The organism is Micromonospora sp. NPDC005087 (assembly GCF_042872965.1).
Taxonomy (GTDB): domain Bacteria; phylum Actinomycetota; class Actinomycetes; order Mycobacteriales; family Micromonosporaceae; genus Micromonospora.
This window is the reverse complement of the sequence record NZ_JBIALB010000004.1, coordinates 120,586-146,066: the sequence shown is the minus strand read 5'-3', so window position 1 is coordinate 146,066 and position 25,481 is coordinate 120,586. Positions and strand designations below refer to the sequence as shown.

Annotated in this window: 23 protein-coding genes; 11 read left to right on the top strand and 12 right to left on the bottom strand. The window is 73.0% G+C overall.

Translation table 11 applies throughout. The features are described 5' to 3' along the window. Positions 1-89: 89 nt before the first annotated feature. The 4 genes from ACFYPS_RS11720 to folP are packed head-to-tail and all read right to left on the bottom strand — an operon-like array spanning position 90 to position 2,410. Positions 90-629 (bottom strand): DUF3180 domain-containing protein, encoded by a 540-nt coding sequence (locus ACFYPS_RS11720; RefSeq protein WP_387324218.1) that lies wholly within the window; start codon positions 627-629, stop codon positions 90-92. 19 nt (positions 630-648) lie between these two features. Then, a complete protein-coding gene (gene folK, locus ACFYPS_RS11715) occupies positions 649-1,176 on the bottom strand; it encodes a 2-amino-4-hydroxy-6-hydroxymethyldihydropteridine diphosphokinase (RefSeq protein WP_387324215.1) in 528 nt (175 codons plus the stop codon). Next, complete coding sequence (folB, locus tag ACFYPS_RS11710) at positions 1,173-1,538, bottom strand: dihydroneopterin aldolase (RefSeq protein ID WP_387324213.1); 366 nt, start codon at positions 1,536-1,538, stop codon at positions 1,173-1,175. The genes folK and folB overlap by 4 nt, the downstream gene beginning before the upstream one ends. Beyond that, positions 1,535-2,410 carry a dihydropteroate synthase gene (gene folP, locus ACFYPS_RS11705; RefSeq protein ID WP_387324210.1) on the bottom strand — a complete coding sequence of 292 codons (876 nt, stop codon included), beginning with the start codon at positions 2,408-2,410 and terminating at the stop codon, positions 1,535-1,537. The genes folB and folP overlap by 4 nt, the downstream gene beginning before the upstream one ends. Before the next feature lie 356 nt (positions 2,411-2,766). On the opposite strand from folP, the gene ACFYPS_RS11700 reads away from it, so the two are divergent. From ACFYPS_RS11700 to ACFYPS_RS11670, 7 genes are all read left to right on the top strand, one after another. Further along, positions 2,767-3,081, top strand: coding sequence for a hypothetical protein (locus tag ACFYPS_RS11700; RefSeq protein WP_030327982.1), 315 nt, complete (start codon positions 2,767-2,769; stop codon positions 3,079-3,081). A gap of 12 nt (positions 3,082-3,093) precedes the next feature. Next, positions 3,094-3,456, top strand: a complete 363-nt coding sequence (locus ACFYPS_RS11695; protein ID WP_007466101.1) for a hypothetical protein — start codon at positions 3,094-3,096, stop codon at positions 3,454-3,456. 214 nt (positions 3,457-3,670) lie between these two features. Then, positions 3,671-7,042 carry an ATP-binding protein gene (locus tag ACFYPS_RS11690; RefSeq protein ID WP_387324207.1) on the top strand — a complete coding sequence of 1,124 codons (3,372 nt, stop codon included), beginning with the start codon at positions 3,671-3,673 and terminating at the stop codon, positions 7,040-7,042. Positions 7,043-7,229: 187 nt separating this feature from the next. Further along, the gene (locus tag ACFYPS_RS11685) at positions 7,230-9,164 is read left to right on the top strand and encodes an MFS transporter (protein WP_387324627.1); all 1,935 of its coding nucleotides are present in this window, start codon (positions 7,230-7,232) and stop codon (positions 9,162-9,164) included. Continuing rightward, positions 9,161-9,718 (top strand): hypothetical protein, encoded by a 558-nt coding sequence (locus ACFYPS_RS11680; RefSeq protein WP_387324205.1) that lies wholly within the window; start codon positions 9,161-9,163, stop codon positions 9,716-9,718. Before ACFYPS_RS11685 ends, ACFYPS_RS11680 begins: the two co-directional genes overlap by 4 nt. Beyond that, positions 9,715-10,884 (top strand): M23 family metallopeptidase, encoded by a 1,170-nt coding sequence (locus ACFYPS_RS11675; RefSeq protein ID WP_387324203.1) that lies wholly within the window; start codon positions 9,715-9,717, stop codon positions 10,882-10,884. Before ACFYPS_RS11680 ends, ACFYPS_RS11675 begins: the two co-directional genes overlap by 4 nt. 13 nt (positions 10,885-10,897) lie before the next feature. Beyond that, complete coding sequence (locus tag ACFYPS_RS11670) at positions 10,898-11,497, top strand: hypothetical protein (protein WP_387324201.1); 600 nt, start codon at positions 10,898-10,900, stop codon at positions 11,495-11,497. A 3-nt stretch (positions 11,498-11,500) separates the two neighbouring features. Here ACFYPS_RS11670 and ACFYPS_RS11665 read toward each other — a convergent pair whose 3' ends face one another. After that, positions 11,501-12,064, bottom strand: coding sequence for a hypothetical protein (locus ACFYPS_RS11665; RefSeq protein WP_387324625.1), 564 nt, complete (start codon positions 12,062-12,064; stop codon positions 11,501-11,503). Positions 12,065-12,259: 195 nt separating this feature from the next. On the opposite strand from ACFYPS_RS11665, the gene ACFYPS_RS11660 reads away from it, so the two are divergent. Both ACFYPS_RS11660 and ACFYPS_RS11655 read left to right on the top strand, forming a co-directional pair. Beyond that, positions 12,260-14,821, top strand: a complete 2,562-nt coding sequence (locus tag ACFYPS_RS11660; RefSeq protein WP_387324198.1) for an FtsK/SpoIIIE domain-containing protein — start codon at positions 12,260-12,262, stop codon at positions 14,819-14,821. Positions 14,822-14,849: 28 nt separating this feature from the next. Next, positions 14,850-15,569 carry a hypothetical protein gene (locus ACFYPS_RS11655; RefSeq protein WP_387324195.1) on the top strand — a complete coding sequence of 240 codons (720 nt, stop codon included), beginning with the start codon at positions 14,850-14,852 and terminating at the stop codon, positions 15,567-15,569. A gap of 54 nt (positions 15,570-15,623) precedes the next feature. On the opposite strand, the gene folE is transcribed toward ACFYPS_RS11655, so the two are convergent. From folE to ACFYPS_RS11635, 4 genes are all read right to left on the bottom strand, one after another. Next, entirely contained in the window at positions 15,624-16,289 is a 666-nt protein-coding gene (folE, locus tag ACFYPS_RS11650) for a GTP cyclohydrolase I FolE (protein WP_354963659.1), read from the bottom strand. Positions 16,290-16,324: 35 nt separating this feature from the next. Next, positions 16,325-18,343, bottom strand: coding sequence for an ATP-dependent zinc metalloprotease FtsH (gene ftsH, locus ACFYPS_RS11645; protein ID WP_354963421.1), 2,019 nt, complete (start codon positions 18,341-18,343; stop codon positions 16,325-16,327). A 473-nt stretch (positions 18,344-18,816) separates the two neighbouring features. After that, positions 18,817-19,392, bottom strand: coding sequence for a hypoxanthine phosphoribosyltransferase (gene hpt / locus ACFYPS_RS11640; protein WP_354963420.1), 576 nt, complete (start codon positions 19,390-19,392; stop codon positions 18,817-18,819). A 100-nt stretch (positions 19,393-19,492) separates the two neighbouring features. Next, positions 19,493-19,642 (bottom strand): hypothetical protein, encoded by a 150-nt coding sequence (locus tag ACFYPS_RS11635; protein WP_387324653.1) that lies wholly within the window; start codon positions 19,640-19,642, stop codon positions 19,493-19,495. 138 nt (positions 19,643-19,780) lie between these two features. Between ACFYPS_RS11635 and ACFYPS_RS11630 the strand changes: the two genes are divergently transcribed. Continuing rightward, on the top strand, positions 19,781-20,743 hold the full coding sequence (locus tag ACFYPS_RS11630) for a GlxA family transcriptional regulator (RefSeq protein ID WP_387324192.1): 963 nt from the start codon (positions 19,781-19,783) through the stop codon (positions 20,741-20,743). 32 nt (positions 20,744-20,775) lie between these two features. Here the strand turns inward: ACFYPS_RS11630 and tilS are convergent, their stop codons facing one another. From tilS to dacB, 3 genes are all read right to left on the bottom strand, one after another. After that, a complete protein-coding gene (tilS, locus tag ACFYPS_RS11625; RefSeq protein ID WP_387324189.1) occupies positions 20,776-21,768 on the bottom strand; it encodes a tRNA lysidine(34) synthetase TilS in 993 nt (330 codons plus the stop codon). 10 nt (positions 21,769-21,778) lie between these two features. Further along, positions 21,779-22,849 (bottom strand): zinc-dependent metalloprotease, encoded by a 1,071-nt coding sequence (locus tag ACFYPS_RS11620; protein WP_387324186.1) that lies wholly within the window; start codon positions 22,847-22,849, stop codon positions 21,779-21,781. A 91-nt stretch (positions 22,850-22,940) separates the two neighbouring features. After that, positions 22,941-24,347 (bottom strand): D-alanyl-D-alanine carboxypeptidase/D-alanyl-D-alanine-endopeptidase, encoded by a 1,407-nt coding sequence (gene dacB / locus ACFYPS_RS11615; RefSeq protein WP_387324621.1) that lies wholly within the window; start codon positions 24,345-24,347, stop codon positions 22,941-22,943. 619 nt (positions 24,348-24,966) lie between these two features. On the opposite strand from dacB, the gene ACFYPS_RS11610 reads away from it, so the two are divergent. Further along, a complete protein-coding gene (locus tag ACFYPS_RS11610; protein WP_121656698.1) occupies positions 24,967-25,473 on the top strand; it encodes an inorganic diphosphatase in 507 nt (168 codons plus the stop codon). The last annotated feature ends 8 nt before the right edge of the window (positions 25,474-25,481 follow it).

Here is a 25,481-nt window from a genome sequence, read left to right as displayed (position 1 = left end):
GGTCCGGTACACGCGGACGGACCGGGGCGGCCGTTGCTCTCCGATCGCAGGCACCGTACCCGCGCCCGGAGCCGGGCGTAACCCCCTGGTCAGCGCTGGCCGGGGCGGCTCTCCCGCTGGTCGGGCTCACGCTCGTCGTCCGGGCGCTCCGGCACCCGGCAGGAACGCTCAAGCCAGAGCGCGGCGCCCACCAGCGCCAGCGAGGCGAGCAGACCACCCCCGGCGGCCGGCCGATCCTCCGTGGCGGCCCGCGTGGTCTCGACGAAGAGCCAGCCGGTCAGCCCGGCGTAGAAGCCGGCGAAAATGGCCGCGGCCAGCGCCGACGCCTTGGCCAGCACCACGAACCGGGCGACCATCAGCGGGTTGACCGGATCACGGCCGGGCTTGCGTTCGATGCGGCCCCGGGTGTTGACGGCGGCGTACGCCTCGAGCACCGCGAGCGCGGCCAGCGTCACCACCGGCAGCCAGGGCAGCCGGGGAATGCCGCTGTAGTAGAGGGTGCTGATCAGCAGCCAGGCCACCGCCGCCGCGGCCAGGGCGGCCACGACCAGGCTGGAGATCCGGGTGGGGCCCATCCGCGACCGGTCCGGGCCCGGCCCGCCCGGTGGTGGGGACTTCGCCTGCGTCATGCCGGCCGGCTCCGCTCGGTCATGCCGTCGACTCTAACGCCAGTTCCGGTCGGGGGCGCAGATCCAGCGCGTCGTCGGCGACCGGACCAGCGGTGAGCAGGTCGGTCAGCCAGCCGTGACCGGGCAGCTGCCCGTACGGCTGGATGTCGATCCACGGTCGCAGCACGAAGGCGCGCAGGTGCGCCCGGGGGTGCGGCAGGGTCAGCTCGGGGTCGTCACTGAGCACCGGCTCGTCGTCGTCGCCCCAGACCGCGATCACGTCCACGTCGAGGGTGCGCGGCCCGAACCGCCGCCGCGGGTCACGGACCCGACCGGCCGCGCGCTCCGCGGCCCGCGCCCGCTCCAGCCAGTCGCGTGGGGTCGCGGCGTCATCCTGGGCCAGCAGCGCCGCGTTGAGGTACGCGGGCTGATCGGCGTCACCCCACGGTGGAGTCTCGTACACGCCGGAGAGCACCAGCACGCTGTCCCCGAGCGTGGCGACGGCCGTACGCAGGTGGCCCAGCCGGTCGCCCAGGTTGCTACCGAGCGAGAGCACGGCCCGGGTCACCGGGCACGCGCCCGGCTCATGGTGACGGCCACGTCGGTGAAGGTGTGCGGCACCGGCGCCTCCGGCTTGTGCACGGTGACGGTGGCGCTGGTGACCCGCTCGTCGGCCAGGCAGACCGCGAGCAGCCGGTCGGCGAGGGTCTCGATCAGGTTGACCGGCTCGCCGGTCACCACCGCGACCAGGCGTTCGGCCAGCTCGCCGTAGTGGACGGTGAAGTTGACATCGTCGGTGGCGGCGGCCGGGGCGAGGTCCATCTCCAGTACGGCGTCGACGACGAAATCCTGTCCCTGGACCCGTTCGAAGTCGTACACCCCGTGCCGGCCCCGGGCCCGCAGGCCGGTCAGCTCGATCCGGTCGGTCATCGCTTTCCCTCTCGCTCGTGACCGGCATGGGCGGGGGCCACACGCGGTCTGCCAGTGGCGACCCAGACGGCGAGCGCGTCGGCGGTGGCCTGGACGTCGTGCACGCGTACCCCCCAGGCACCCGTCGCGACCGCGAGCACGCTGGTGGCGACGGTGGCCGCCTCCCGCTGCGCGGTGGGTCGCGGCGTTCCGTCCGGGCCGGCGAGCAGTCGGCCGAGGTAGGACTTGCGACTGGCGCCGAAGAGCAGCGGGTACCCGAGGTCGAGCAGCTCCGGCAGGCGGGCGCTCAACTCCCAGTTGTGCGCGGCCGTCTTCGCGAAGCCGAGGCCGGGGTCGACGACGATGCGGTCGGCGGCCACTCCGGCTGCCAGCGCCGCGTCGATCCGCTGGGCCAGCTCGGCCCGGACGTCCGCCACCACGTCGGTGTAGCTGGCCAGCTCACGCATCTCCCGTGAGTGGCCACGCCAGTGCATCAGCACCCAGGGACAGCCGGCGTCGCGGACCACCCGGGCCATGTCCGGGTCGGCCAGCCCGCCGGAGACGTCGTTGACGACGACCGCGCCAGCGCCCAGGGCCGCCTCGGCCACCCGGGCGCGGCTGGTGTCGATGCTGACCGGCACCCCGGCGGCGGTCAGCTCGCGGATGACCGGCAGCACTCGCTCGGCCTCGGTCACCGCGTCGATCCTTTCGGCACCCGGGCGGGTCGACTCACCGCCGACGTCGACCAGGTGCGCCCCCGCAGCACGCAGACGGACGCCGTGTCCGACGGCCGCGCCCAGGTCGGCGTACCGTCCGCCGTCGGAGAAGGAGTCCGGCGTGACGTTGAGGACGCCCATCACCACCGGGCCCGGGGCCCGCACCAGATCGGTCACGACTAGACGGTACCGGTCGTGGAGGTCGGCCCGGCCGACCCGGGTCCACCCCCGAGCCACCATCCCTGACGTGCGCATTGGAACAGGTGTACGATCGGTCGTCCGGGCAGCAACGGGCAGTCCCTTCGCGGCTTGTCGCAATCCGGGGCGGCCCGTACGCTTTGGAATTGGCCAGCATCGAGATGGCGAAGCCTGGAGGGAGGGCCGAAGCGGGGAAAAACCGCCCAAAGCTCGCCACTCTCTGTGGTGAGTAACGAACGCAGGGTCGAGAACGCTGCGCCCTGTGAGCACATTTCCCGCCAGGCTTGCCTACTGCACCGCCGCGGCACCGCCGGCCGCGATATGGGGAGGTTCCAGTGATCGCCTTCGAGCTCATGGAGACGGCGTCGTCCGGCGTCGCCCACGCGCTCTCCACCCTGGCGTCCGCTCCGCTCGCCGAGCCGGCACCGAAGGGGATCGACACCAACAGTGTGGTCACCTTCTTCGCCAGCAAGATCGCGCCGATCCTGCTCGCCGTGCTGGGCGTCATCTTCATCGGGCGGGCCAGCCGGGGCGAGATCTCCAAGGTGCTGACCAGCTCCGCGATCGCGATCGTCGGGCTGGCGTTCATCGCCGGCGCGGCCACACTCTTCTTCGTCGGCGATTACCTGATCGACCTGATCTTCGAATAGGCGCGTTCCCAGATGCGGCTGCGCACCGACGACGACATCTACCGGGCCCGCCTGGTCTACCTCGGGCCGCCCGGCTACACCCTTCCGGTCCACCTGCCGTACGCCCAGTACGGGCTCTTCATGCTGCTCGTCCCCCTCTACATGTTCATCCACTGGCTGTTCACGCTGACGGTCGAGCTCTTCCCGGCCTGGGAGATCGCGCTCGCCATCGTGACCACGTCGTTCATCTTCCGGCACGTCGACCCGGACCGGCCGGCGCGGGTGGTCATCCGCACCGCGCTGACCGACTGGCGACGCACCCGGGAGCCGGCGATCGAGCAGCGCGACCCGCGCCTGGTCGGCAGCCGGATCAGGATCCGGGAGGAGCTGGCATGACCGGGCGTACGCCGATCGGTCCGTCGCACGACGCGGGTAAGAGGCTGTCGGTAGACCTCGGGGCGAGCGAGGCGGAGTCCAGGCGGCGATCCGGCAAGGCGGGGATTGGTCCGGATACCGGTGTTGTATCCGGACCAATCCCCAACGCCGCCGGTCGTCGGCTGGGCCCGCCGCAGCCGCTGCGGGGTCTCCCGACAGTCTCTAAGGCGGTCGCATGAGTCGCTCTTCCACGCCGGGTTCCCCGGCCGGCCGTCCGGCCGCGCCGGCAGGTCACGGTGCGCAGTCATTCGACTACACCGAATCCGAGGACGAGGTCGCGCTCGATCCCGCGCTGGTGACGTCGCCCGGCCACGGTGCGGTCGGGGTCTTCCAGGCCCCCCGTCCAGTGCCCCGCCGGACGCCGCCCGCCGAGCCGAGCGCGGTGTCGGCCGGCGAGAACGCCGACATCGACTCCCCGTTCCTGGATCTCTTCGACGCGTCCCGGCCGGGCGCGACGCGTGCCGCCCCGGCGCCCCGGGAGCTGCCGGCGATCCCGCAGCAGCAGCCGCCCGCCGCCGAGCCGTCCCGACCGGCCCACCGGGTGCCGGACCGGGCACCCGACCTGGAACCGCCCTGGGCCCACGGCGACGCCCCCACCAGCAGCGGGCGGCCGGTCGAGCCGCGCCGCCGCGGCGGCAGTCCCGCGGGCGAGTCCCGGGTGCCACACCAGGCCGGCGACCGGCTTCCGATGCTCCGGCCATCGGACGAGGCCGACGCGACCGCCGCGGGTGCGCCCACGTCGTCGACCACCGATGCGACGACCCGACCGCCCAGCGCCGCGCCGGTCGGCCGCCCGACGGCCGGGCCGTCCAGCGCCGCCCCGACGGACCGGCCGGCCCTGGAACGCGCGCCACGCCGCGGCCCGGCGCGGCCGGGACCGGGCGGCGCGGAGCCGACCGGGCGGGAAATAGCCGCGCCCCGGCAAAAGGCCGTGAGCCGACAGGACCGGCCGACCCGGCCGGTCCGCGTCCGCGCCCCGAAGATCAAATTTGGGGACCGGGACCCGTCAGTCGAACTGGCCATCACCGAGATCGCCGGCCACCTGACCTTCACCCCGAACACGGTCACCGCCTGGTACTGGCTGCCCGAGGTGCGCTGGGCCTTCCGGCCCGACGCCGAACGCGAGGCGTTGCTCTCGGCGATCTCCGAGCAGTACGCCGGCCTGGCCGGCTTCCGGCTGCACCTGCGCCGCACCACCCGGCCGTTCCCCGCCGACGAGTGGGCCCGCACCATCGACGCGCACACCCCGGCGCCGCTGCCCGACGTGCCCGGCACCACCGGCTGGGCCGACCACCTGGTCGCCGCCCAGCGGCACCTGATGGCGGTCAACCACGCCGAGGGGCAGACCTACCTGGGGGTCACCTTCGCCCGCCGGTCGCTCGGTGACTCGCTCACCGAGCGGTTGCTGCGCACCTTCGGGCGCGGCACCGCCGAGGGGGAACGCCGCAAGCTGGGCCGCACCGTGGAGCAGTTCGACGAGGTGCTCGGCGCGTTCGGCATGCGCGGTCGGCGGGTCACCGCCCAAGAGCTGGAGTGGTTGCTCTACCGCTCGGTGGCGCTGTGCATGGCGCCTCCGGGCACGCTCTCCCCGGTGACCAACGGTCGCTGGGAGCGGGGTGACCTGCTCGCCCTGACCGAGCAGGTCGAGCGCTACCGCACCCCGTACGGCTCGACCGTGAAGCTGGTCAACCGCATGACCGGCGAGGAACGGCACGTCGCCGTGCTCGCCGTCGGCCGGATGGAGCCGCTGGAGATCCCGGAACGGCACGAGCCGTGGCTGCACTTCCACGAGCGCCTGCCCTGGCCGATGGAGATCTCCACCCGGGTCGACATCCTCGGCTCCGGCGACTCGTTCCGCAATCTCGAACACCGGCTGCGGATGATCCGCTCGCAGCAGCTCGACTACGCCGAACACGGCATCGACGCGCCGCCCGAGTTGGAGCGGCTGGCCAAGCGCGCGCTGGTGATCGGCGACGAGATGACCACCGGGCTGCCGGTCGACTCGGCCCGCGCTCACGGCTGGCACCGGATCGCGGTCGGCGGCCGGACCCGGGAGGAGTGCCTGGAACGGGCCCGCCGGCTCATCCAGCTCTACTCCCGGGAGCTGCGCATCTCGCTCCAGCACCCGAAGAACCAGGACTGGCTGGCCCGCGAGTTCATCCCCGGCGAGCCGATCGCCAACACCGGCTACGTCCGTCGGATGCCGGTCCCGCTGCTCGCCGCCGCGCTCCCCCAGGCCGCCTCCAACGTGGGCGACCGGCGGGGCGACCTGATCGGCCGGACCGCCGGCACCTGCCGCCGCCCGGTCTTCCTCGACCTGCACTTCCCCATGGAGGTCCGGGAACGCTCCGGGCTCGCGGTCTTCGTGGCGGAGCCGGGCGGTGGCAAGTCGACCCTGCTCGGCGCGCTGGGCTACCTGGCCGCACGGCGAGGGGTCCAGGTGACCCTGCTCGACCCGTCCGGGCCGCTGGCCCGGCTCTGCGCCATGCCGGAGCTGCGGCCGTACTCCCGGGTGCTGAACCTGACCGGCTCCGAGCAAGGCACCCTGGCGCCCTACTCGCTGATCCCGACGCCGCTGCGCAGTGAGTTCGGCGTTGGCGCCTCCGGCGACCGTGAGTTCGAGATCGCGGTCTCCAACGCCCGGGCCGAGCGCCGGATGCTGGTCCAGGACATCTGCATGATGCTGGTGCCGCCGCAGGTGGCCCGCGAGGCGTCCACCGCCACCCTGTTCCGGCACGCGGTCCGTCAGGTTCCCGCCGAGGAGACCTCCACCCTGGACGACGTGGTGAGCTGCCTCGGGCAACTCGACGACGATGCCGGGAAGGAACTGGCCAACCTCCTGCTCGACACCGCCGAGATGCCACTGGCCATGCTCTTCTTCGGCCGACCGCCGGAGGGGCTGCTCGGCGCCGACGCGGCGCTCACGGTGATCACCATGGCCGGGCTGCGGCTGCCCGACCTCAAGATCGAACGGGAGTACTGGTCCGCCGAGGAGGCACTCGCCCTGCCGATGCTGCACACCGCGCACCGGCTCGCCGTCCGCCGCTGCTACGGCGGATCCATGTCGTCGCGCAAGCTCGTCGGCCTGGACGAGGCGCACTTCATGGAGGGCTGGCGGTCCGGGCGGTCGTTCCTCGTCCGGCTCGCCCGGGACTCCCGCAAGTGGAACCTTGCCGCACTCGTCGCCTCTCAGAACCCGCGCGACATCCTCGGCCTCGACGTGCAGAACCTCGTCTCCACCGTCTTCGTCGGCCGGATCGCCGAAGACGCCGAGATCGCCTCCGAAGCGCTGCGATTGCTCCGGGTGCCCGTCAACGACGGGTACGAGGCCACCCTGGCGTCGCTCTCCGCCGCCGACACCAGCTCGGCCAACCGCCTCGGCTTCCGCGAGTTCGTGATGCGCGACGTCGACGGGCGGGTGCAGAAGGTTCGCGTCGACGTCTCGTACGTCGAAGGGCTGCTGGACCACCTCGATACGACGCCCGCCGCGATCGCCGCAGCGGCCGGAGTACTCCCGAGCATCCCCCTGCCGGATCTGGAGGCGTGACATGGCTAGGGGCCGCGTCGAGGTCCTCAGTCGAGCCGAGGCGGAGCCCAGACGACGTCCGGCAAGGCGGAGGTTCGGCCGGACACCGGCGTTGCATCCCGACGGACCTCCAACGCAGCCGGTCGTCGCTTGGCCCCGCCGCAGGCCGACCAGGGACCTCGACAGGGGCCCCAGGACCCGGGCACGGATCGCGGCGTTCCTGCTCGCCCTCGGCGTACTGGCCGGGGCCTCCCTCACCTGGCCGCTGATCGGCGCGGAGGCGGCCGCCGCCGCCCCGCCCGCCGCCCAGGCACGCGCCGACCTCTGCACGACACCGGAGTGGCAGGCCGACTTCCGGGCCTGCGTGGCGAAACTCAAGGAGGTCAGCGAGGACGAGGTCACCTGCCGAAACGCACCGACCCCCGGCACCCCCGACTCCGGCCTCGCCGGCTGGTTCGCCGGCCGGCCGGACTCCGCCAAGCAGTTGGGGCCGAAGGGCCTCTACAGCGACTACGGCTACGCCGGTTACAGCTATCCGACGTACGACATCCCAGGCGGATGCGCGTCGTCGGTCCTCCATCCGGACTACAAGTTCACCACCACCGTGGCGAACGGCGAGTTCATGATCGCGACCGCGATCGTCGGCGCCTCGAACGCACTGCGTGAGCGGGCCTGGGACCCCCGTTCGATGTGGGGTTGGGCCGATCCGCTGGTCGAGCAGGCGACCAAGGCCGTCTATCAGAAGGTGTTCAGTGTCTTCGGCATCGTCACGCTCTGCGTGGTGGGGCTGTACCTGCTCTGGCGCTCCCGCCAGTCAGACATGAGCAACGCCATGACCACTGCGGGCTGGGCGCTGTTGGTGATGGTGGCGGTCACCGCGCTTGCCGCCTGGCCGGTCAAATCGGCGAACATCGCGGACGGCACGTTGGTCACCACACTGGGTGTGGTGCACGACGCCGTGGGTCCCGCAGCCCGGGACACCCCGCCGGACCAGTGCGACGATCCGAATCCCGCGGCTTGCAAGGACAATCGCCCGCCCGCCGTGCGGGCCAGTGACACCGCCACCGAGGCGATGCTCTACCGGAACTGGCTACGGGGTGTGCTCGGCTCGGCCGACAGTGAAACCGCTCGCAAGTACGGTCCGGCGCTCTACGACGCCAAGTCGCTCTCCTGGGACGAGGCCGAGAAGCTGCGCGCCAACCCGGCCACCCGAGAAGCGACGATCAAGGCCAAGCAGCAGCAGTGGGCCCGGGTTGCTCAGCAGATCCAGACCGAGGACCCAGAGGCGTACGAGTACCTCCAGGGTGTCCGCGACATGGACCGGGTGGGTGCCGGCTTCATCGCGGTGCTGGCGTCGGTGCTGTTCGCCATGTTCGATCTGACCGCGTCGCTGCTGGTCCTGCTGGGCTTCCTCATCTTCCGGTGGGCAGTGATCGCGGCACCGATCCTGGGCACCGTCGGTCTGCTCCGACCAGCCAGCGCTGGGCTGCGGCGGCTCGCGAACGCCGTGGTGGCCGCGGTCTTCAATATCGCCATCTTCGGTACCGGGGCAGCGATCTACCTGTTCGCGGTTGACCTGATCATGAGCACACCAACCCTGCCCGGCTGGCTCCAGGTGGTGCTGGTCTGGCTCTGCGGGGTGGTCGGTTGGCTGCTGCTGCGGCCCTACCGTCGGATCACCCAGCTCGGCGGCAAGGACAGCAGCGAGGCGGTCAGTTCGGCCGGGTCCTGGCACCGCCGGTTCTTCCGGGACATGCGGACCGCGGCACGGCTGGACGTGGCAGAGCCGGGCGGCACGGCGGAGCCGGTGGGCGGCCGCCGTCGCTCACCCGTGGCGGAGCAGACCACGCTGCGCCCGGAGGCGCGGCGGGAAGACCCGGTCCTGGCGCCGACGGCCCAGGTCGACGGCCGGCGTCCCGGCGCCGAGCGCCCGGATGGTCAGGAACGCGCGGACGACGTGCCGAAGGAGGCGACCGGCGGCCGGGGCCGACCGGTGGCGCCCCAACCCCGTCGCCGGCAGCCGGCGACCTGGACCGAGCCGGACGTGCCAGCGGAGAATCCGTCGTTCGTGGTCTACCGACCGGGCTCCACAGAGCGTGCGCCGGACCGCACCGGACCGCGGGTGCGCTCAGAGGCGCGGTGATGGCGATGCGACGCGCAATGGAGTTCCTGTTCACGCGGGTTCTGCGGTCCCGGCTGGGGGTGGCGCTGGTGATCGCGGTGCTCGTCTTCGGGGTGCTCGGGGCGGCCCGGCTGGTCTCCGATCCGTCCGACCCGGCGGACGGGTTGAGCAGCCGGCCGGACCGGCCGATCACCACCGTGGACCCGACAGCCGGCGACGATGGCGCGATCTCCACCGAAGCTCCACCGTCACCGGTGACCCGACCGGGCGACCGCACGCCCGAACAGACCGCCGACCGGTTCACCACGGCCTGGCTCGGCCGCCCCGGCATGACTGCCGAACAGTGGCAGGCCGGCCTGCGCCCGCTGTCCACAGCGGCGCTGACCGAGAAGCTGGTCGGCGTCGATTCCGGCGGGGTCCCGGCCGAGGAGGTGACCGGCCCACCGGCGGTGCGGTCGCGCACCGAGACGTTCGTCGAGGTGGTGCTGCCCCTCGACACCGGCCGGCTCCGGCTGGAGTTGCTCGCTGCGGATGGCGGCTGGCTGGTCGACGTGGTGGATTGGGAGCGGCAATGAACGCCGGCAGCCGCGCCCTCCGTCGACCGGTGCGGGTCGGTGTGCTCGCCACAATGCTCACTGGCGTGCTGCTCCTGCTCTGCTGCACCGGGGGGACGGCGGCGTTCTTCCTCAGTGGCCTCGGCGGCGACGCGGAGAACGGGGACGCCCTCGCCGGCTGGGGCTGTGGCCCAATCCGTCCGGTGGACATCGCCGGCGAGCTGCCGCGGTTCACCGAGTACGGCGATGCGCAAATCCGCAACGCCGCCATCATCATCAAGGTCGGCCAGGACCTGGGGGTGCCGTCACGGGGCTGGGTGATCGCCCTGGCTACCGCGATGCAGGAATCCGCACTGCGCAACCTGGCGAACAGTGGCGTTCCCGCGTCACTGGCACTACCGCATGAGGGCGTCGGCGCCGACCATGACTCGCTGGGGCTGTTCCAGCAGCGGCCGGGGTGGGGCAGCGTCACCGAGCGGATGACCCCCGCGTACACGGCCCGCAAGTTCTACGAAAAGCTGGTCAAGGTGCAGAGCTGGCAGCGCCGGCCGCTGACGGTGGTGGCGCAGCAGGTCCAGATCAGCGCCTACCCGGACGCCTACGCCAAGCACGAGGAGTTGGCCAGCCGGATCGTCGACGCGCTGGCCGGCGGCGCGGCGCGCACGATCGAGATCAACGGCAAGGCGGTGTGCAACGCGGCCGAGCGCGGTCAGATCGCCGCCTCCGGCTGGACCGCTCCGATCCCGGGCGAGGTCGGCTCCGGCTTCCGCACCAGCAGCCGACCCAGCCACAACGGGGTCGACATCGGCGCGGCCAAGGGCACCGAGATCCGCGCCGCCGCCGCCGGCCGGGTCCTGGTCGCCCGATGCGACCCGGACGACCGTGGCCGAAAGGACTGCGACGTGGACGGGCACCCTGGCAAGGGCGGCTGCGGCTGGTTCGTCGACCTGCTGCACGCCGGGGGGTACATCTCCCGGTACTGCCACATGGTGGTCCGCCCCCGGGTGTCGCCCGATCAGATCGTGCCGGCCGGTGAGGTGATCGGGCAGGTCGGCAGCAGCGGCAACTCGTCCGGCCCGCACCTGCACTTCGAGGTGCACCTGCGCAACGACCGCACCAGCCGCGGCGCCATCGATCCGATACCGTTCATGCGCGAGCGGGGCGCCCCGCTGCGTAGCGCGGAGTGAGGCCACCACGGGCATGACCGGACCCCTGCCGGACCCGTTCGCCGACCAGCCCGACTGGGCGCCTCGGCCACCCCGACCACTGGCGATCGTGCCGGCCACCGAGCGCGTGGAGCTGCGCGGGCGACGGGTGCTGGTCGGGCTGCCGGGGCTGGGCTGGCGGGGCGACCTGCGGGCGGACGACCGGGTGGTACAGGGCGCCCGGACCTATGTGCCAGTGATCCCCGAGCACGAGTGGTACCGGGCCGAGGCCGACCAGGTCGAGGTGTTCGCGCCGCTGGTGCCGGTCGATCGGGTCTGGGTGGAGACGGTCGGCGACCGGCCCGAGCCGGCCGACACCCGGGCCAGCGGGATCCGGCTGGTCTCACTGGACGGCCCGGCCCATCGGCCCCCCACGCCGGTCTTCGAGGCGGATGCCGTCACCGGGCGCCGCGTGGTGCACATCGAAGGCGGCCTGGAGCACCGGGACCTGCGGGCGGTGACCGAAACCTACTCGGGTGCCGAGGGAGACATCTGCGTCCGGATCGCGCCTGAGGTGGAGTGGTATCGCTGGGCCTGGCGAGGCCAGTCCCCCACCACTCTGGAGGTTCCCGTCCACCTGTTGTGGATCGAGTGACGATCAACCGGCTCGTGTGCCGCCGCAGACCCGCCAACCATCATCGTCCTCGACGACATTGAACAACCAGTCCTCTCGTCGGCTGCTCCGAGGGACGCCATCGGCAGACCCGGCGATGATGAGCGTCGTGCCAACGGATTCACCGTCACGAGACGGAGTCCTGGTCAACGGGCCCCAGCTGACTCGCACAGTGACGTGGAATTTGGACTCACGCTGCTCCACCTCAAGGCGGAGGTCCCGCACGGCCTGAAGGTCCGCACCGCCCTTACAGGTGAAGAGGTCTGCCCTCGTATCGTTGCGATCCACGAGGAACGCGCGCAGGTAGTTGTCCACGACCACGTCGGGCGCGCTGCGGTCCGGGGCGGCAGCTCGGTTGTAAAGCACCACACCTGCAATGATCCCGCTCAACATCAGCACAGCGAGCACCCCGGCGACCACGGTGAGCACGGTGCGTACCCGGCGGCGTGGCTGCTGCGGCGCTGGCGTGGCCGGGGCGGGCGGCAGCTGCTCGGACGGCGTCCGCTGGGCCGGTACGCGGGAGACCTGGGAACCGGCGGGGGGCTGCACTGATTCCACCCCCTGAAGCTAACGGCTGGACGCCCCGGAGCCAATGCCTCAGATCCAGCGGATCGTGACGGACCCCTCCCCACCGGTGACATCCACGACAACACCGGCGCACCGCCGCGACACCTCCCGGAGGAGGGGCCCTGGCTGGGATACCGTCTCTGCTCAGGGAGGGGTTGCCAACCTCGGGCAGAGGGGGTGGACGCGGTGGCCGGTCCGAAGGCACGCACGAACCGCGCCGCAGCTCTGCACCGGCGGGCTGCGGCTGTCGCGACCGCCGCGGCCGGCATCCTGGACGAGACCCGACCGGCCCCCGCCGATCAGCGCCGCCAGTACGAGGTGGCCGACCGGCTGCGGGCGGTGGCCGCGCGGCTGGCTCCGGGATGGTCGGGGGCCGCCCTGGACTCGCTGACCGTGGATTCGCCGGCCGGCGACGGCCCGCCGTCCTTCGTGCGGGTGGGCACCGCGGCACCGCTGGACGACGCCCGTTTTCCCGCGCTGGTGCCGCTGGTCGGCACCGGGCATCTGAGCGTGGACACCGACGCCCGGGAACCGCGGGTGGCGGGGTTGATTCGGGCTGTGCTGCTGCGGTCGCTGGCGGCGGCACCGGCGGGCGCCCTGCTGGTGCGCGCGGTGGACGCCACGGGGGGTGTGCTCACCCCGTTCGGGGCGCTGGCGGATGCCGGCCTGTTGCCGCCGCCGGCGGTGGATGTGGCGGGTTTGCGCGCGGTGTTGACCGAGGCGGAGCAGTGGGTCGCGCCGGGGGCGAGTGGGCGACGCCGGCATGACCGGACGCTGCTGCTGGTGGTGGCCGCGCTGCCGGAGCTGACCGGCCCGACCGACCTGGCACGGGTCGAGGCGTTGGCTGAGCAGGGGCCGGCGGCCGGGCTGCATCTAGTGGTGGCCGGTTGGCCGCCCGCCGGCCCGTACGCGGCTCGGGGGCCACTGCCGCGCGCCACACCGCTGGTGCTGCGCAACGCGTACGCGCTGCTCGGTGACCCGCCGGGGGCGTCCTTCGCCAGCCCCGGCGCCGATTCGCCGGGCGGGCTGAACTCGCCGGTCTTCGTCGAGGCGGACCCGCCGGCCGACCTGGTCGACGCGGTCTGTCGGCGGCTCGCCGCGCAGGTGGAGGCGGGTTCCCGGTTGGCGCTGGCGGATCTGCTGCCGGCGACGGGTGAGGGGCTGTGGCAGTCGGATTCGGTGGACGGGTTGACTACCACGGTTGGTGACGCCGGGGGCCGCCCGGTGCCGCTGGGCTTCACCGAGCTGACCCCGCACTGGCTGGTCAGTGGCCGGTCCGGTGCGGGTCGCGCGGCGTTCCTGACCACGGCGCTGCTCGGGCTCGCCGCCCGGTACGGCCCGGACGACCTGGCGCTCTACCTGGTGGATCTGGGCGACGGCGAGTCCTTCGTGGAGTTCCTCCAGACCGAGCGGGACCGGTCCTGGATCCCGCAGGTGCGCGCGGCGGCGATGGCCGCGGATCGGGAGTACGTCCGGGACCTGCTGGATCAGTTGACGGTCGAGGTGCAGCGCCGGGCCGAGGCCGGCGGGCGCGCCGGTGGGCAGCGCTTCGCGGAGCTGCGCCAGCACCGGCCGTTGCCCCGGATCGTGTGCGTGCTGGACAATCTGCCGCTGATCTTCGCCGAGCGGGACCGGCTGGCCGCCGAGGTTGCCGCCCAGCTGGACGGGCTGGCCCGCGCCGGCCGGGCGTACGGCGTACACCTGGTGCTGGCCGGCGCGGGTGAGCTGGGGCTCAGCGGCCGGGCGGACACCGGGCACCGGGATTCGGTGCTCGGCCAGTTCCCGGTGCGGGTGGCGCTGCCGGGGGGCAGCCCGGTGCTGGAACCGACCAACGACTCGGCCGCCGGCCTGCCGGTGGGCAGCGCGGTGGTGAACACCGCGGGCGGGCTCGGCGGCCCCCGGGGCGCGATCCGCGGTCATGAACGGTTGATCCGCCACCCCGATCCGCAGGACCACCCGGGGGTGGTGGATCGGCTGCGGCACGAGCTGTGGACGGCACGGCCGGCCGGGTCGGTGCCGCCGGTGGTGTTCGCTGGGTACGCCCGTCCGTCGCTGGGCAACGATCCGCGACACCGTGCGGCGTTGGCCGGCCAGGCGCACGGGCCGGCGGCTCTGCTCGGCCGGGCGGTGGACGTGGCCCGCTCGACGGTCGCCGTACCGCTGGGGTCGGCGGCGGGGCGCAACCTGGCGGTGCTGGGATCCGGCCCGGCGGCGGGTGGGCTGCTGGCGACGGCGGCGCGGAGCACGGCGGACCACCATTCGCCGGGCACCGCCCGGTTCCTGGTGGCGGCTCCCGACCCGGGTTCCCGGCCGCTGGCGGAGGCGTTGACGGCGGAGCTGGCCGTCCGCCATTCGGCGGCCATGGTGGACCTGCCGACGCTGCTCGCGGACGCGGACGGGGAGCTGCCGACCTACCTGGTCGTCTTCGGTCTGGACCGGCCGGGGCCCCGCGAGCTGCCGGTGGACCGGCTGCGCGCGCTGCTGCGGGACGGGCCGCCGTCGGGTCGGCACCTGCTGGGCTGGTGGCGGGCGGTGCCACCGTTCGCCGCGTTGCTGGAGCCCGAGGGCGAGGTGGACAAGCTCGCGGCCGTGGCCGTGCTGGATGTGCCGGCGGCCCAGCTCGCCGCGGTCTTCGGCCGGCCGGTGGAGTGGCGGGCCCGTCCCGACCGGGCGGTGCTCTGGGACGGGCCGGACGAGCGGGGCACGGTCCTGGTGCCGTTCGCCGACGAGGCCAGGTGATCCGGCGGTGCGCGCGGGGGGTGTCGGGATGGGTCCGAACGCGACGGTGACCGGGCCGGGACGGCAGCGGACCGCCGAGCCGGACGGGGACGTCGCGCCAGCGCGCGCGGAGCCCACCACGGCCTGGTCGGAGTATCTCGCCGCGGCCCGCCAGCTGGACGGGGTACGCCGCAGCGCGGCAGCCGCCGCCGGTGAGCAGGCCCGCTCGGCGGAGGCCGCCCGGGAGGAGCTGACGGTGGTCCGCACCGGGCTCGCGAACCAGCAGGAACGGCTTTGTGAGCTGGGCGTACCGGCGATCTCGTTGGTGCCGTCCCCGCCGGAGGTGACCGAGGCGGCGCGGTCGATGGTGGGCGGCCCGGCGGCCGTGCTGGCGGCGCTGCGGGCCGCGCGGGGTGGGGCCGAGGCGGCGGACGCGGCGCTGGCCGCGCGCAGCCGGTTCCGCCCGGGGTCCTGGCCGACCCGGGGGCGCAACCTCCTGGTGTACGGGCCGTTGGCGCTGCTGGTGCCGCTGATCCAGGTCGTGGTGTTCGTGGCGACCGGGGCGGGCCCGGCGAGTGTGGCGGCGTTGATCTGCGGGCTGCCGATGCCGGCGGTCGCCTTCGTCGCCGGCTGGGTGGGCATCGGGCGGGTGTTCCGCGCCGCCCCCGGCGAGCGGCTGGACCGCACGGTTCGCTTCGGTGCGCTGGTCTGCCTGGTGCCGGCGGTGCTGGTCACGGCCGGCCTGTTGCTCGCCCTGCTGGCCGGCTGACGCAACGACCGGCCGTCCCAGGGTGGGGCGGCCGGCCGGTGACGCGTCCGGGTGTCAGCGGGGGATGATCAGCGCCATCGCCTCGGCCCGCGACTTGGAGTCCGTCTGCAATATGCCGCGCACGGCCGACGTGATGGTCTTCGCACCGGACTTCTGGATGCCGCGCATCGCCATGCACATGTGCTCGCACTCCAGCACGACGACGACGCCGCGTGGGGCGAGTTTGGTCATCAGCAGGTCGGCGACCTGCGAGGTGAGCCGTTCCTGCACCTGCGGGCGGCGGGCGAAGACCTCGACCAGACGGGCCAGCTTGGACAGGCCGGTGATCCGTCCGTCCGGGCCGGGGATGTAGCCGATGTGCGCACTGCCGCGGAACGGCAGCAGGTGGTGCTCGCAGAGGCTCATGACGTCGATGTCCCGGACGATCACCAGCTCTTCGTGGTTGGCCTCGAAGGTGGTGCTGAGCACCTGGGCCGGGTCGACCCGCAGGCCGGCGAAGAGCTCGGCGTACGCCCGGGCGACCCGGGCCGGGGTCTGCTGGAGCCCGTCGCGGTCCGGGTCCTCCCCGACCGCGATCAGGATCTCCCGGACCGCCTTCTCGATGCGACGCAGGTCGACCGCGTCCTCGACCGGGCGGCCGGTCAGCTTTCCGCTGATCAGCCGTGCGGCCACGTAGTCCAGCGCGTCGTCGCCGTCGGGCTCGGTCGCGGAGACGGCCAGCTCCCGGTGGGGGGAGCTGGCCGTCGGGTCGCTGCTCAGTGCGTGCCGTCCGAGTTGTTGGACGAGGTGCCGCCGCCGACCGACGCCTGCGCGCCGTCGGCCTGCGCCTGTGCCTTGAGCGCGTCCTTCTCCGCAGGGGTGAGCACGGGCGGCTCGGTGGAGGGCTGGCGCTTGCCGAAGCCGTTGTACGGCGCCAGCGGCGGGCGCTTGACCACCCGCGCGCAGATCCGGGCCATGTCGGCGGTGGAGAGGGTCTCCTTCTCCATCAGCTCGAGCACGATGCTGTCCAGGACGTCCCGGTATTCGACCAGGATCTCCCAGGCCTCATCGTGCGCCAGCTCGACCAGCGCCCGCATCTCGCCGTCGATCTCGGCGGCCACCGAGTCCGAGTAGTCCCGCTCGTGGCCCATGTTGCGGCCAAGGAACGGCTCGTCCCCGCTGGTGCCGTACTTGATCGCACCGAGCTTGGAGCTCATGCCGTACTGGGTGATCATCGCGCGGGCCAGTTGGGTGGCCTTCTCGATGTCGTTCCCGGCGCCGGTGGTCGGCTCGTGGAAGACCAGCTCCTCGGCGGCCCGACCGCCCAGCGCGTACGCCAGGGTGTCGATCATCTCGGCGCGGGTCTGGGTGTACTTGTCCTCGGTGGGCAGCACCAGGGTGTGGCCCAGCGAGCGGCCGCGGGACAGGATCGTCACCTTGTGCACCGGCGCGGCGTGCGGCAGCGCCCAGGCGACCAGCGCGTGCCCACCCTCGTGGTACGCGGTGATCTTCTTTTCCTGGTCGCTCATGACCCGGGTCCGTCGCTGCGGACCGGCGATCACCCGATCGATCGACTCTTCCAGCGAGTCGTTGGTGATTGCCCGCTGGTCCTTGCGAGCGGTGAGCAGTGCCGACTCGTTGATCACGTTGGCCAGGTCGGCACCGCTGAAGCCCGGGGTACGCCGTGCCACCGCGTCGAGGTCGACGTCCGGAGTGAACGGCTTGCCCTTGGCGTGCACCCGCAGGATGGCCTTGCGGCCCTCCATGTCGGGGGCGTCCACCGGGATCTGCCGGTCGAACCGGCCCGGGCGCAACAGCGCCGGGTCGAGGATGTCCGGTCGGTTGGTGGCCGCGATCAGGATGACCCCGCCCTTGGTGTCGAAGCCGTCCATCTCGACGAGCAGCTGGTTGAGCGTCTGCTCCCGCTCGTCGTGGCCGCCGCCCATGCCGGCGCCACGGTGCCGGCCGACGGCGTCGATCTCGTCGACGAAGACGATCGCCGGGGCGTTCGTCTTGGCCTGCTCGAAGAGGTCACGGACCCGGCTGGCGCCGACACCGACGAACATCTCCACGAAGTCGGAGCCGGAGATCGAGTAGAACGGCACCCCGGCCTCGCCGGCGACCGCGCGGGCCAGCAGCGTCTTGCCGGTGCCGGGCGGGCCGAACAGCAGCACGCCCTTCGGGATCTTGGCGCCCAGGGCCTGGTACTTCGCAGGGTTCTGCAGGAAGTCCTTGATCTCGTACAGCTCCTCGACGGCCTCCTCGGCACCCGCGACGTCCGCGAAGGTCGTCTTCGGAGTGTCCTTGGTGATCATCTTCGCCTTGGACTTACCGAAGTTGAGCACCCGGGAGCCGCCGCCCTGCATCTGCGACATGAAGAACAGCAGCAGGAGCACGAGCAGCGCGATCGGCAGCAGGTTGACCAGCAGGCTCACCCAGATGCTGTCCGACGAGACCTTGGCGTCGGCCGGGCCGGTGACCCGGTTGGCCGACTTGGCGTCCAGCACCTCGTTCCAGACCTCGTCACCAACCTGGTACGGGAACTGGGCCTCGATCTTGTTGGTGGTGGTGTCGCCGAACTTCGTCTTCTGGGCCAGGTCCAGCTGGAGCGTCTGCTCCTTGTCCTGGAAGACGACCTTATTGATCTTGGCGGTGTGGAGCTGGTCGAGCGCAACGGAAGTGTCCACGCGGTGGTAGCTGGGACCAGCGGTGAACAGCTGACTGAGCACAACGGCGCCGAGGATGACCAGGATGATCCAGACCACCGGTCGGCGGAAGAAACGCGTACGTTCCATACTGTTGTCGAGCGCCGGAGCGCCCGCATCCTCCTGATCGACGTCCTGACCGTCTGATGGTGTCGCCGCGGTTGAGCGGCGGCCGGAGCCGCCGTGCGGGCCGGCCTCGACCCCGAAGCGCGAAAACTGCCGCGCCGCGGTCATTCGACGGTACACCGTGTACGCGAGGAGTGAGCTTGCGAGCCCCGCACTCGGCACACCTTCGCCATCGACGGCGCGCACCGTGGGCAGGCTCGCCAGCCCTCACCGAAACGTACGGCGGGTCCGGGCAGAAGCCGGCGTGGCGGAGAGTCCGGCCCGACCACCCGAACGCCCGGTCACGCGATCGAGGGGGTCGGGCGCGGAGTAACCTCCGCGCCACCGGGCTCTACGGTAACCGGAAGAGCTGAGAGTGCGCTGAACGTCGGCTTGATGGGTGCCGATGCAAGTCGGCCTCACACCGGCGTCCGAGCGGGGTGTGCGCCAGGCCGGCGTCACTTCCGGGCGTAGACCTCCGGCTTGAGCACTCCGACGTACGGCAGCTCCCGGTAGCGCTCGTCGAAGTCGAGGCCGTACCCGACGACGAACTCGGTCGGGATGTCGAAGCCGACGTACTTCACCGGGACCGGCACCTTGACGGCGTCCGGCTTGCGGAACAGCGCGACCACCTCGACGCTCGCCGCCGAGCGGGACTCCAGGTAGCGCAGCAGCCAGGAGAGCGTGAGCCCGGAGTCGACGATGTCCTCGACGACCACCACGTGCCGGCCGGCGATGTCCCGGTCCAGGTCCTTGAGGATGCGGACCACTCCGGAGGAGGTGGTGCCCTGGCCGTAGGAGGAGATGGCCATGAAGTCGAGCTCGGCCGGGGGGCCGTTGCGGCCCAGCGCCCGGGCGAAGTCCGCCATGAACATCACCGCGCCCTTGAGCACGCAGACCAGCAGCAGCCCGTCGCCCACGTGGGCGTAGTCGGCGGAGACCTGCTTGGCCAGTTCCGCCGTCTTCTCGCGGATCTGGGCCTCGGAGATGATCACGTGGTCGATGTCGGCGTCGTACCAGGAGCCATCAGCCATGACTCCTAGCCTGCCGTACGTCGGATGGCCCCCGTCGGCGGGGCCGCACCTTTTGGCGCGGTCCCGCGCGGGATTTTCGTCGCAAAAACCATCAAACACATCAGCTGGTACGGGACTGCCAGCGACGGCCGTCGTCGCTAGGCTTCCAGTCGGCCGAATCGTGACTGTCGACGGTGAGGTTGGCCGCCGAGGCGGCGGCGAGCAGGACAAGGAACAGGAGGAAGAGCAGGAACTCCATGGCGGCGCTCACTTTCGCATGGTTGCTGTCGGTTTCGCCGCCGGTGCGCACCGGACTGAGACCAGTCTGCGACGAGTCGCGCCGACCGAACAGTGGCAGGAATGCCGCTGAGCATCGATTTACTGCCACCTCTGGGGTTACCCTCGTCACATGCTTCGCTCCGTGGCCGTCCTCGCCCTCGACCAGGTCGCCCCCTTCGAGCTCGGCGTGCTCGCCGAGGTGTTCGGCACCGACCGGACAGCGGACGGTTTCCCCGGTTACCGCTTCCATGTGTGCAGCCCCGACGGCGCGCCGGTACGCACCTCGTCCGGCTTCCACCTCACCCCGCACGCCGATCTCGGCCCGGTGGAGGACGCCGACCTGGTGGCCGTGCCCGCGCACACCCAGGGCACCACCGTTCCCGGCCCCGTGCTCGACGCGCTGCGCCGGGCCGACGCCCGCGGCGCGTACCTGTTCAGCGTCTGCTCCGGCGCCTTCGTGCTCGGCGCGGCCGGGCTGCTCGACGACCGGGAGTGCACCACCCACTGGCGGTACGTCGACGAGCTGCAACGCCAACATCCGCGCGCCCAGGTGCGCTGCAACTCGCTCTACGTCCAGGACGGCCGGCTGCTCACCAGCGCCGGCACCGCGGCCGGCATCGACGCCTGCCTGCACCTGATCCGCCAGGAGCACGGCTCGGCCACCGCGACCCGACTGGCCCGACGGATGGTGGTCCCGCCGCACCGCGACGGCGGCCAGTCGCAGTACATCGAGGCGCCCATCCCGAAGGCGCCCGAGGCCCCCACCCTGGAGCCGGTGCTGGAGTGGCTGATGGGGCACCTGGACCGGACGATCACGGTGGAGGAGTTGGCCGCCCGGGCCGGCATGGCACCGCGTACGTTCGCCCGCCGGTTCCGCGCCGAGACCGGCACCACCCCGCACGACTGGCTCACCAACCAGCGGGTGCTGCTCGCCCGGCGCTTGTTGGAGGAGACCCCGTTGAGCGTGGAGGCCGTCGCCGACCAGGCCGGCTTCAGCGACGCGGCGGCGCTGCGCCACCACTTCAGTCGCCGGGTGGGCGCCACCCCGCACGGCTACCGGACCACCTTCCGCGACCGCGCGCACACCGGCTGAGATCGGCCCGACACCAGCTCCGCAAAGGGCGTTCAGCTGACAGCGACGGGTGCCAGTCGGTCGGCGCGGCGGAGCACCCGGATGCCGCCGGGCAGGTCGGCGGGGCCCTGACCGTGCCACTTGGTGATCAGGGCGTCCAGCGCGTTGACGTGCCGATACGACAGCGCACCCGGCAGGGCACCCAGCTCCCGCGCCCAGGTGTGCAGCACCCGGCCGCGCACGGCGGGGACCAGGCCGGCCAGCGCCCGCACGGAGAGCCCTCCGTCGGAACACCGGGCCGCCGCCAGCGCCGTCTCCGCCAACTCGTCGAGGGCGGCGTTGTCGGCCGCCACCAGCCGGGCGGTACGCGCCAGATTGTCCAGCACGCCCGGCCCGAGCGCCCGCACCAGCGCCGGCAGCGCGTCGGCCCGCACCCGGGACCGGGCGTACGACGGGTCGATGTTGTGCGGGTCCTGCCACGGGCTCAACCCGAGCACCTCACACGCGGCGCGGGTCTGCTCCCGACTGATCTCCAGCAGCGGGCGCAGCAGCGGCACCCCGGCCAGGTCCCGGCGGACGGGCATCCCGGCCAGCCCGCGCGGGCCGGCACCCCGGGCGAGCGCGAGCAGCACGGTCTCCGCCTGGTCGTCGCGGGTGTGCCCGGCGAGCACCGCGACCGCGCCGTGCTGGCCGGCGACCTCGGTCAACGCCTGGTAGCGGGCCTCCCGGGCAGCCGCCTCGGGTCCACCCGGCCGCCCGGCCACCTCCACCCGGACCACCGTCGCCGGCGTGAATCCGGCCTCCCTGGCCCAGCTGGCCACCGCCTCGGCGCGCTGCGCCGAGCCGGCCTGCAGGCCGTGGTCGACGGTCACCAGGCCGGCGGCCCGACCCAGCCGGGGCGCCACGAACGCGGTGGCCGCGGCCAGGGCGAGCGAGTCGGCGCCACCGGAGCAGGCGACCAGCACCGGACCAGCGGACGGCAGCCCGGTCAGCGCGCGGCGGACCGCCACCCGGATCGCGGCCACCGGCGGGGCGAGTGCGGCCACCGGCGGACGATCAGCCGGCGGCCGGGAAGGTGCCGGCCGGGCCGTGCACCCGGGCCACCCAGGCGTCCGGATCGCCCAGCTCGGCGAGGCGGGGCAGAGTTAGCGGCGAGTTGAAGATCGAGTTGAACCCGTCCATGCCGACCCGCTCGACCACGCCGTGCACGAACTTGCGCCCCTCGGCGTACTGGCGCATCTTGACGTCCACCCCGAGCAGCCGGCGGATCGCCTTCTCCAGCGGGTTGCCCGCCTCGCGGCGCCGGTTGAACGACGCCCGGATCCGCTCGACGCTCGGGATCACCTGCGGGCCGACGCCGTCCATGACGAACTCGGCGTGCCCCTCCAGGAGGGTCATCAGCGCGGTGAGCCGGTCCAGCACAGCCCGCTGCGCCGGGGTCTGCACGATGTCCAGCACGCTGGTCCGGCTCTCCGGGTCGCGGACCGCCTCGGACAGGGTGGCCACCCCGCGCCGCAGCCGCTCGATCAGATGCTCGCCGCCGCTGGACGAGGCGTCCACGAACGCCTGCACCTCGCTCAGGAAGTAGGCCCGCATCCACGGCACCGCGGTGAACTGGGTGCGGTGGGTGACCTCGTGCAGGCACACCCAGAGCCGGAAGTCCCGCGGGTCGGCGTTGAGCTTGCGCTCCACCTCGACGATGTTCGGCGCGACCAGCAGCAGCTGGCCCGGGTCGGCGGAGAAGACCTCGTACTGGCCGAGCACCCGGCCGGACAGGTAGGCCAGCACGGTGCCGGCCTGCACCCCGGTCAGCCGGGACCCGATCGCCTCGGTCAGCGCGCCGGGCTGCTTGTCGCCGGAGAGCCTGCTGACCAACGGAGTGATCACCTCGCGTAGCCCGGCGATGTTGGCGGCGGCCCAGTCCCGGCGGTCGACCACCCGCACCGGCGGGTGCGCCACCTGCGCCCGCAGCCCCGTGTAGTCGGCCACGTGCCCGGCTGCCTCGTCGGTCAGCCGCCGCAGGTCGCCGACCACGTCGGTGGCCTCGGTGTACGACACCCGGGGGCCCGACTTGCTCAACGCCCCCGCGGTGGCGGCGGCCAGATCCCAGTCCACGAACTGCGCCATGGCCCCACCGTACCCGCGCCGCAACACCCCGGCCCGGGCTCGCGACGGCGGTCCCGGCCCACGGCCGACCGCGGAGCCGGGCCGGCGACGGTCAGCGGCAGCCGCAGCTGGCGAGCGCGGCGGCGATCCGGTCCAGCGCCGGCTGGGCGGTCTCCTTCCCGCCGGGCACCTTGTCGGTGAGCACCGCGAAGGTGAGCAGCCGGCCGTCGGCCGTGGTGACCAGGCCCGCGATGGCGTGCACACCGGTCAGCGTGCCGGTCTTCGCCCGCACGGTGCCCGCCCCGGCGTCGGTGCCGGGGGCGTTGCGGTAGCGGTCGCCCAGGGTGCCGGACCAGCCGCCCACCGGCAGGCCACCGAAGATCCCCGCCAGCTCCGGATGGTCGGGACTGGCGGCCAGCCGGACCAGGTCGGTCAGCAGGGACGGGCTGATCCGGTTGCGGCGGGACAGCCCGCTGCCGTCGGAGAGGGTGATCTCGTCGGCGGGCAGGCCCAGCTCGGCCACCTGGGCGTCCATCGCGGCGGCGGCCCCGTCGAACGAGGCCGGCTGCTTGCGGGCCAGCGCGACCTGCCGTGCCAGTGCCTCGGCCAGCAGATTGTCACTCTCGGCGATCATGACGTCGACCAGGCGGATCAGCGGCGGCGACTGCACCACGCCCAGCTCGACGCCGGGTGCCGGGGCAGCGCCACCGGCGGCCGCGGCCGGGGCTGTGCCGCGCTTGACGGCGTCGGCCGGTACGCCGAGCAGCCGCGCGAACGACCGGCCCGCGGCCAGGTCCGGCTCGGCGACCCGCTCGGCGGCACCCTGCCCGACGCCCGGGTCCCTGCGTGCCCCGTCGGCCATCAAGGCGGTCACCGCCCCGCCGGACCCGCCGGTGGGGATGTCGTCGTCCCAACCCGGGCCGTAGACCGGGCCGAAGTAGATCGAGCCGTCGACGATGACCCTGGTCGGGGCGACGCCATTGAGCGCGGTGCGCACCTGGGCGGCCAGATCGTCGAGGCGTGCCGCGCCCGGGTAGTAGCCCTTCTTGTCGACCGCGAGGGTGGGGTCGCCCCCACCGACGATCACCACCTCGCCGGGCTGGGCGCCGGCCACCGCCCGGGTGGGGATCCGGTACGCGGGGCCACGGGCGGCCAGCACGGTCACCGCCGTCGCCAGCTTGGTCACCGAGGCGGGCACCGTCCCGTCGTCCTCCCCCTTGGCGAACAGCGTGCGGCCGGAGGTCACGTCGGCCACCGAGACGTTCACCCGGTCACCCAGGTCGGCCACCCCGACCAGCGGGTCCAGCGCGGCCCGTACCCCGTCGGGGCTGGGCAGGGGGGCGTTCGGGTCCGGTCCGGCGAGCACGTCCGACGGGCCGGGCTCCGGGGTCGCCCCGGCGGAGTTCCGGGCGGGCTCGGCGTCGTCGCCCAGCCAGCCGGCGACCGGACCCGGCCGGGTCAGGCCGACCCCGACGCCGGCGAGCACCAGCAGCAGCACCAGGCCCAGCACCACCGGCAGTCGCCGGCGCGGCGCGGCGGGCGTGGGGAGCGGTGCGGCGCCGGTGGACGCGGGAGGCGACACGGCGCCGGCGGACGCGGGCAGCGCGGAGATCGGCGGGCCGAGCGGTGGGACGCCGGTCGGGATCGGGATGGTCGACTCGTTGCCGGACGGCGGGCGGCCCGGGGCCGGGCTGGTCGGGATCGCAGCCCTCCCGCTCGGCGGGGCGCTCGTCGGCCGGTTGCCGTCGAGGGTCGGGAAGCGACCGGCGTTCGGGCCTACGGGGGCCGGCCCGGCGGGCGGGCGCCAGGGCAACGGCGGGGGACGCTCGGGAACCGCCTCCGGCGTCGGAGGCGACGGCTCTGCCGCCCGAGGGAGGTGGGCGTCGGGCACCGGGACCCTGCCGGTGGCACCACCGGAGCCGGATCGCCCGGTACCGCGCGCGGCGCCCCCGTCCGGGCGGTAGTGTGAATCTTCCCTCCCCACGACCCCCTCCTCCCCCAGCGAAAATCGGCTTGGGTGACACTACTTCGGTTCGAAGACTATGCGGCGGCCGGAGTCGGCGGGTGGGCATTCACCTGTCCGGGGGTGCCGTCAGTGGTTTCCGTTAGCCAGCGTGGGCAGACGAGGGAGCGTGCAGATGGATTTCGACGTGACGGTTGAGATCCCCAAGGGTCACCGGAACAAGTACGAGGTGGACCACGCGACCGGCCGGATCCGGCTGGACCGCACCCTCTTCACGTCCACCCAGTACCCGGCGGACTACGGGTTCATTGAGGGCACCCTGGGCGAGGACGGCGACCCGCTGGACGCCCTGGTGCTGGTCCCCGAGCCGACCTTCCCGGGCTGCCTGATCCGCTGCCGCACCATCGGCATGTTCCGGATGACGGACGAGAAGGGCGGCGACGACAAGGTCCTCTGCGTGCCCTACGAGGACCCCCGCCAGGAGCACCTGCGCGACATCCACCACCTGGGTGAGTTCGACCGGCTGGAGATCCAGCACTTCTTCGAGGTGTACAAGGACCTGGAGCCCGGCAAGTCGGTGGAGGGCGCGACCTGGGTCGGCCGCACCGAGGCCGAGGCCGAGATCCACGCCTCCTACCAGCGGGCCCGGGACGCCGAGGCGCGCGGCGAATCCACCCACTGACGAACGCT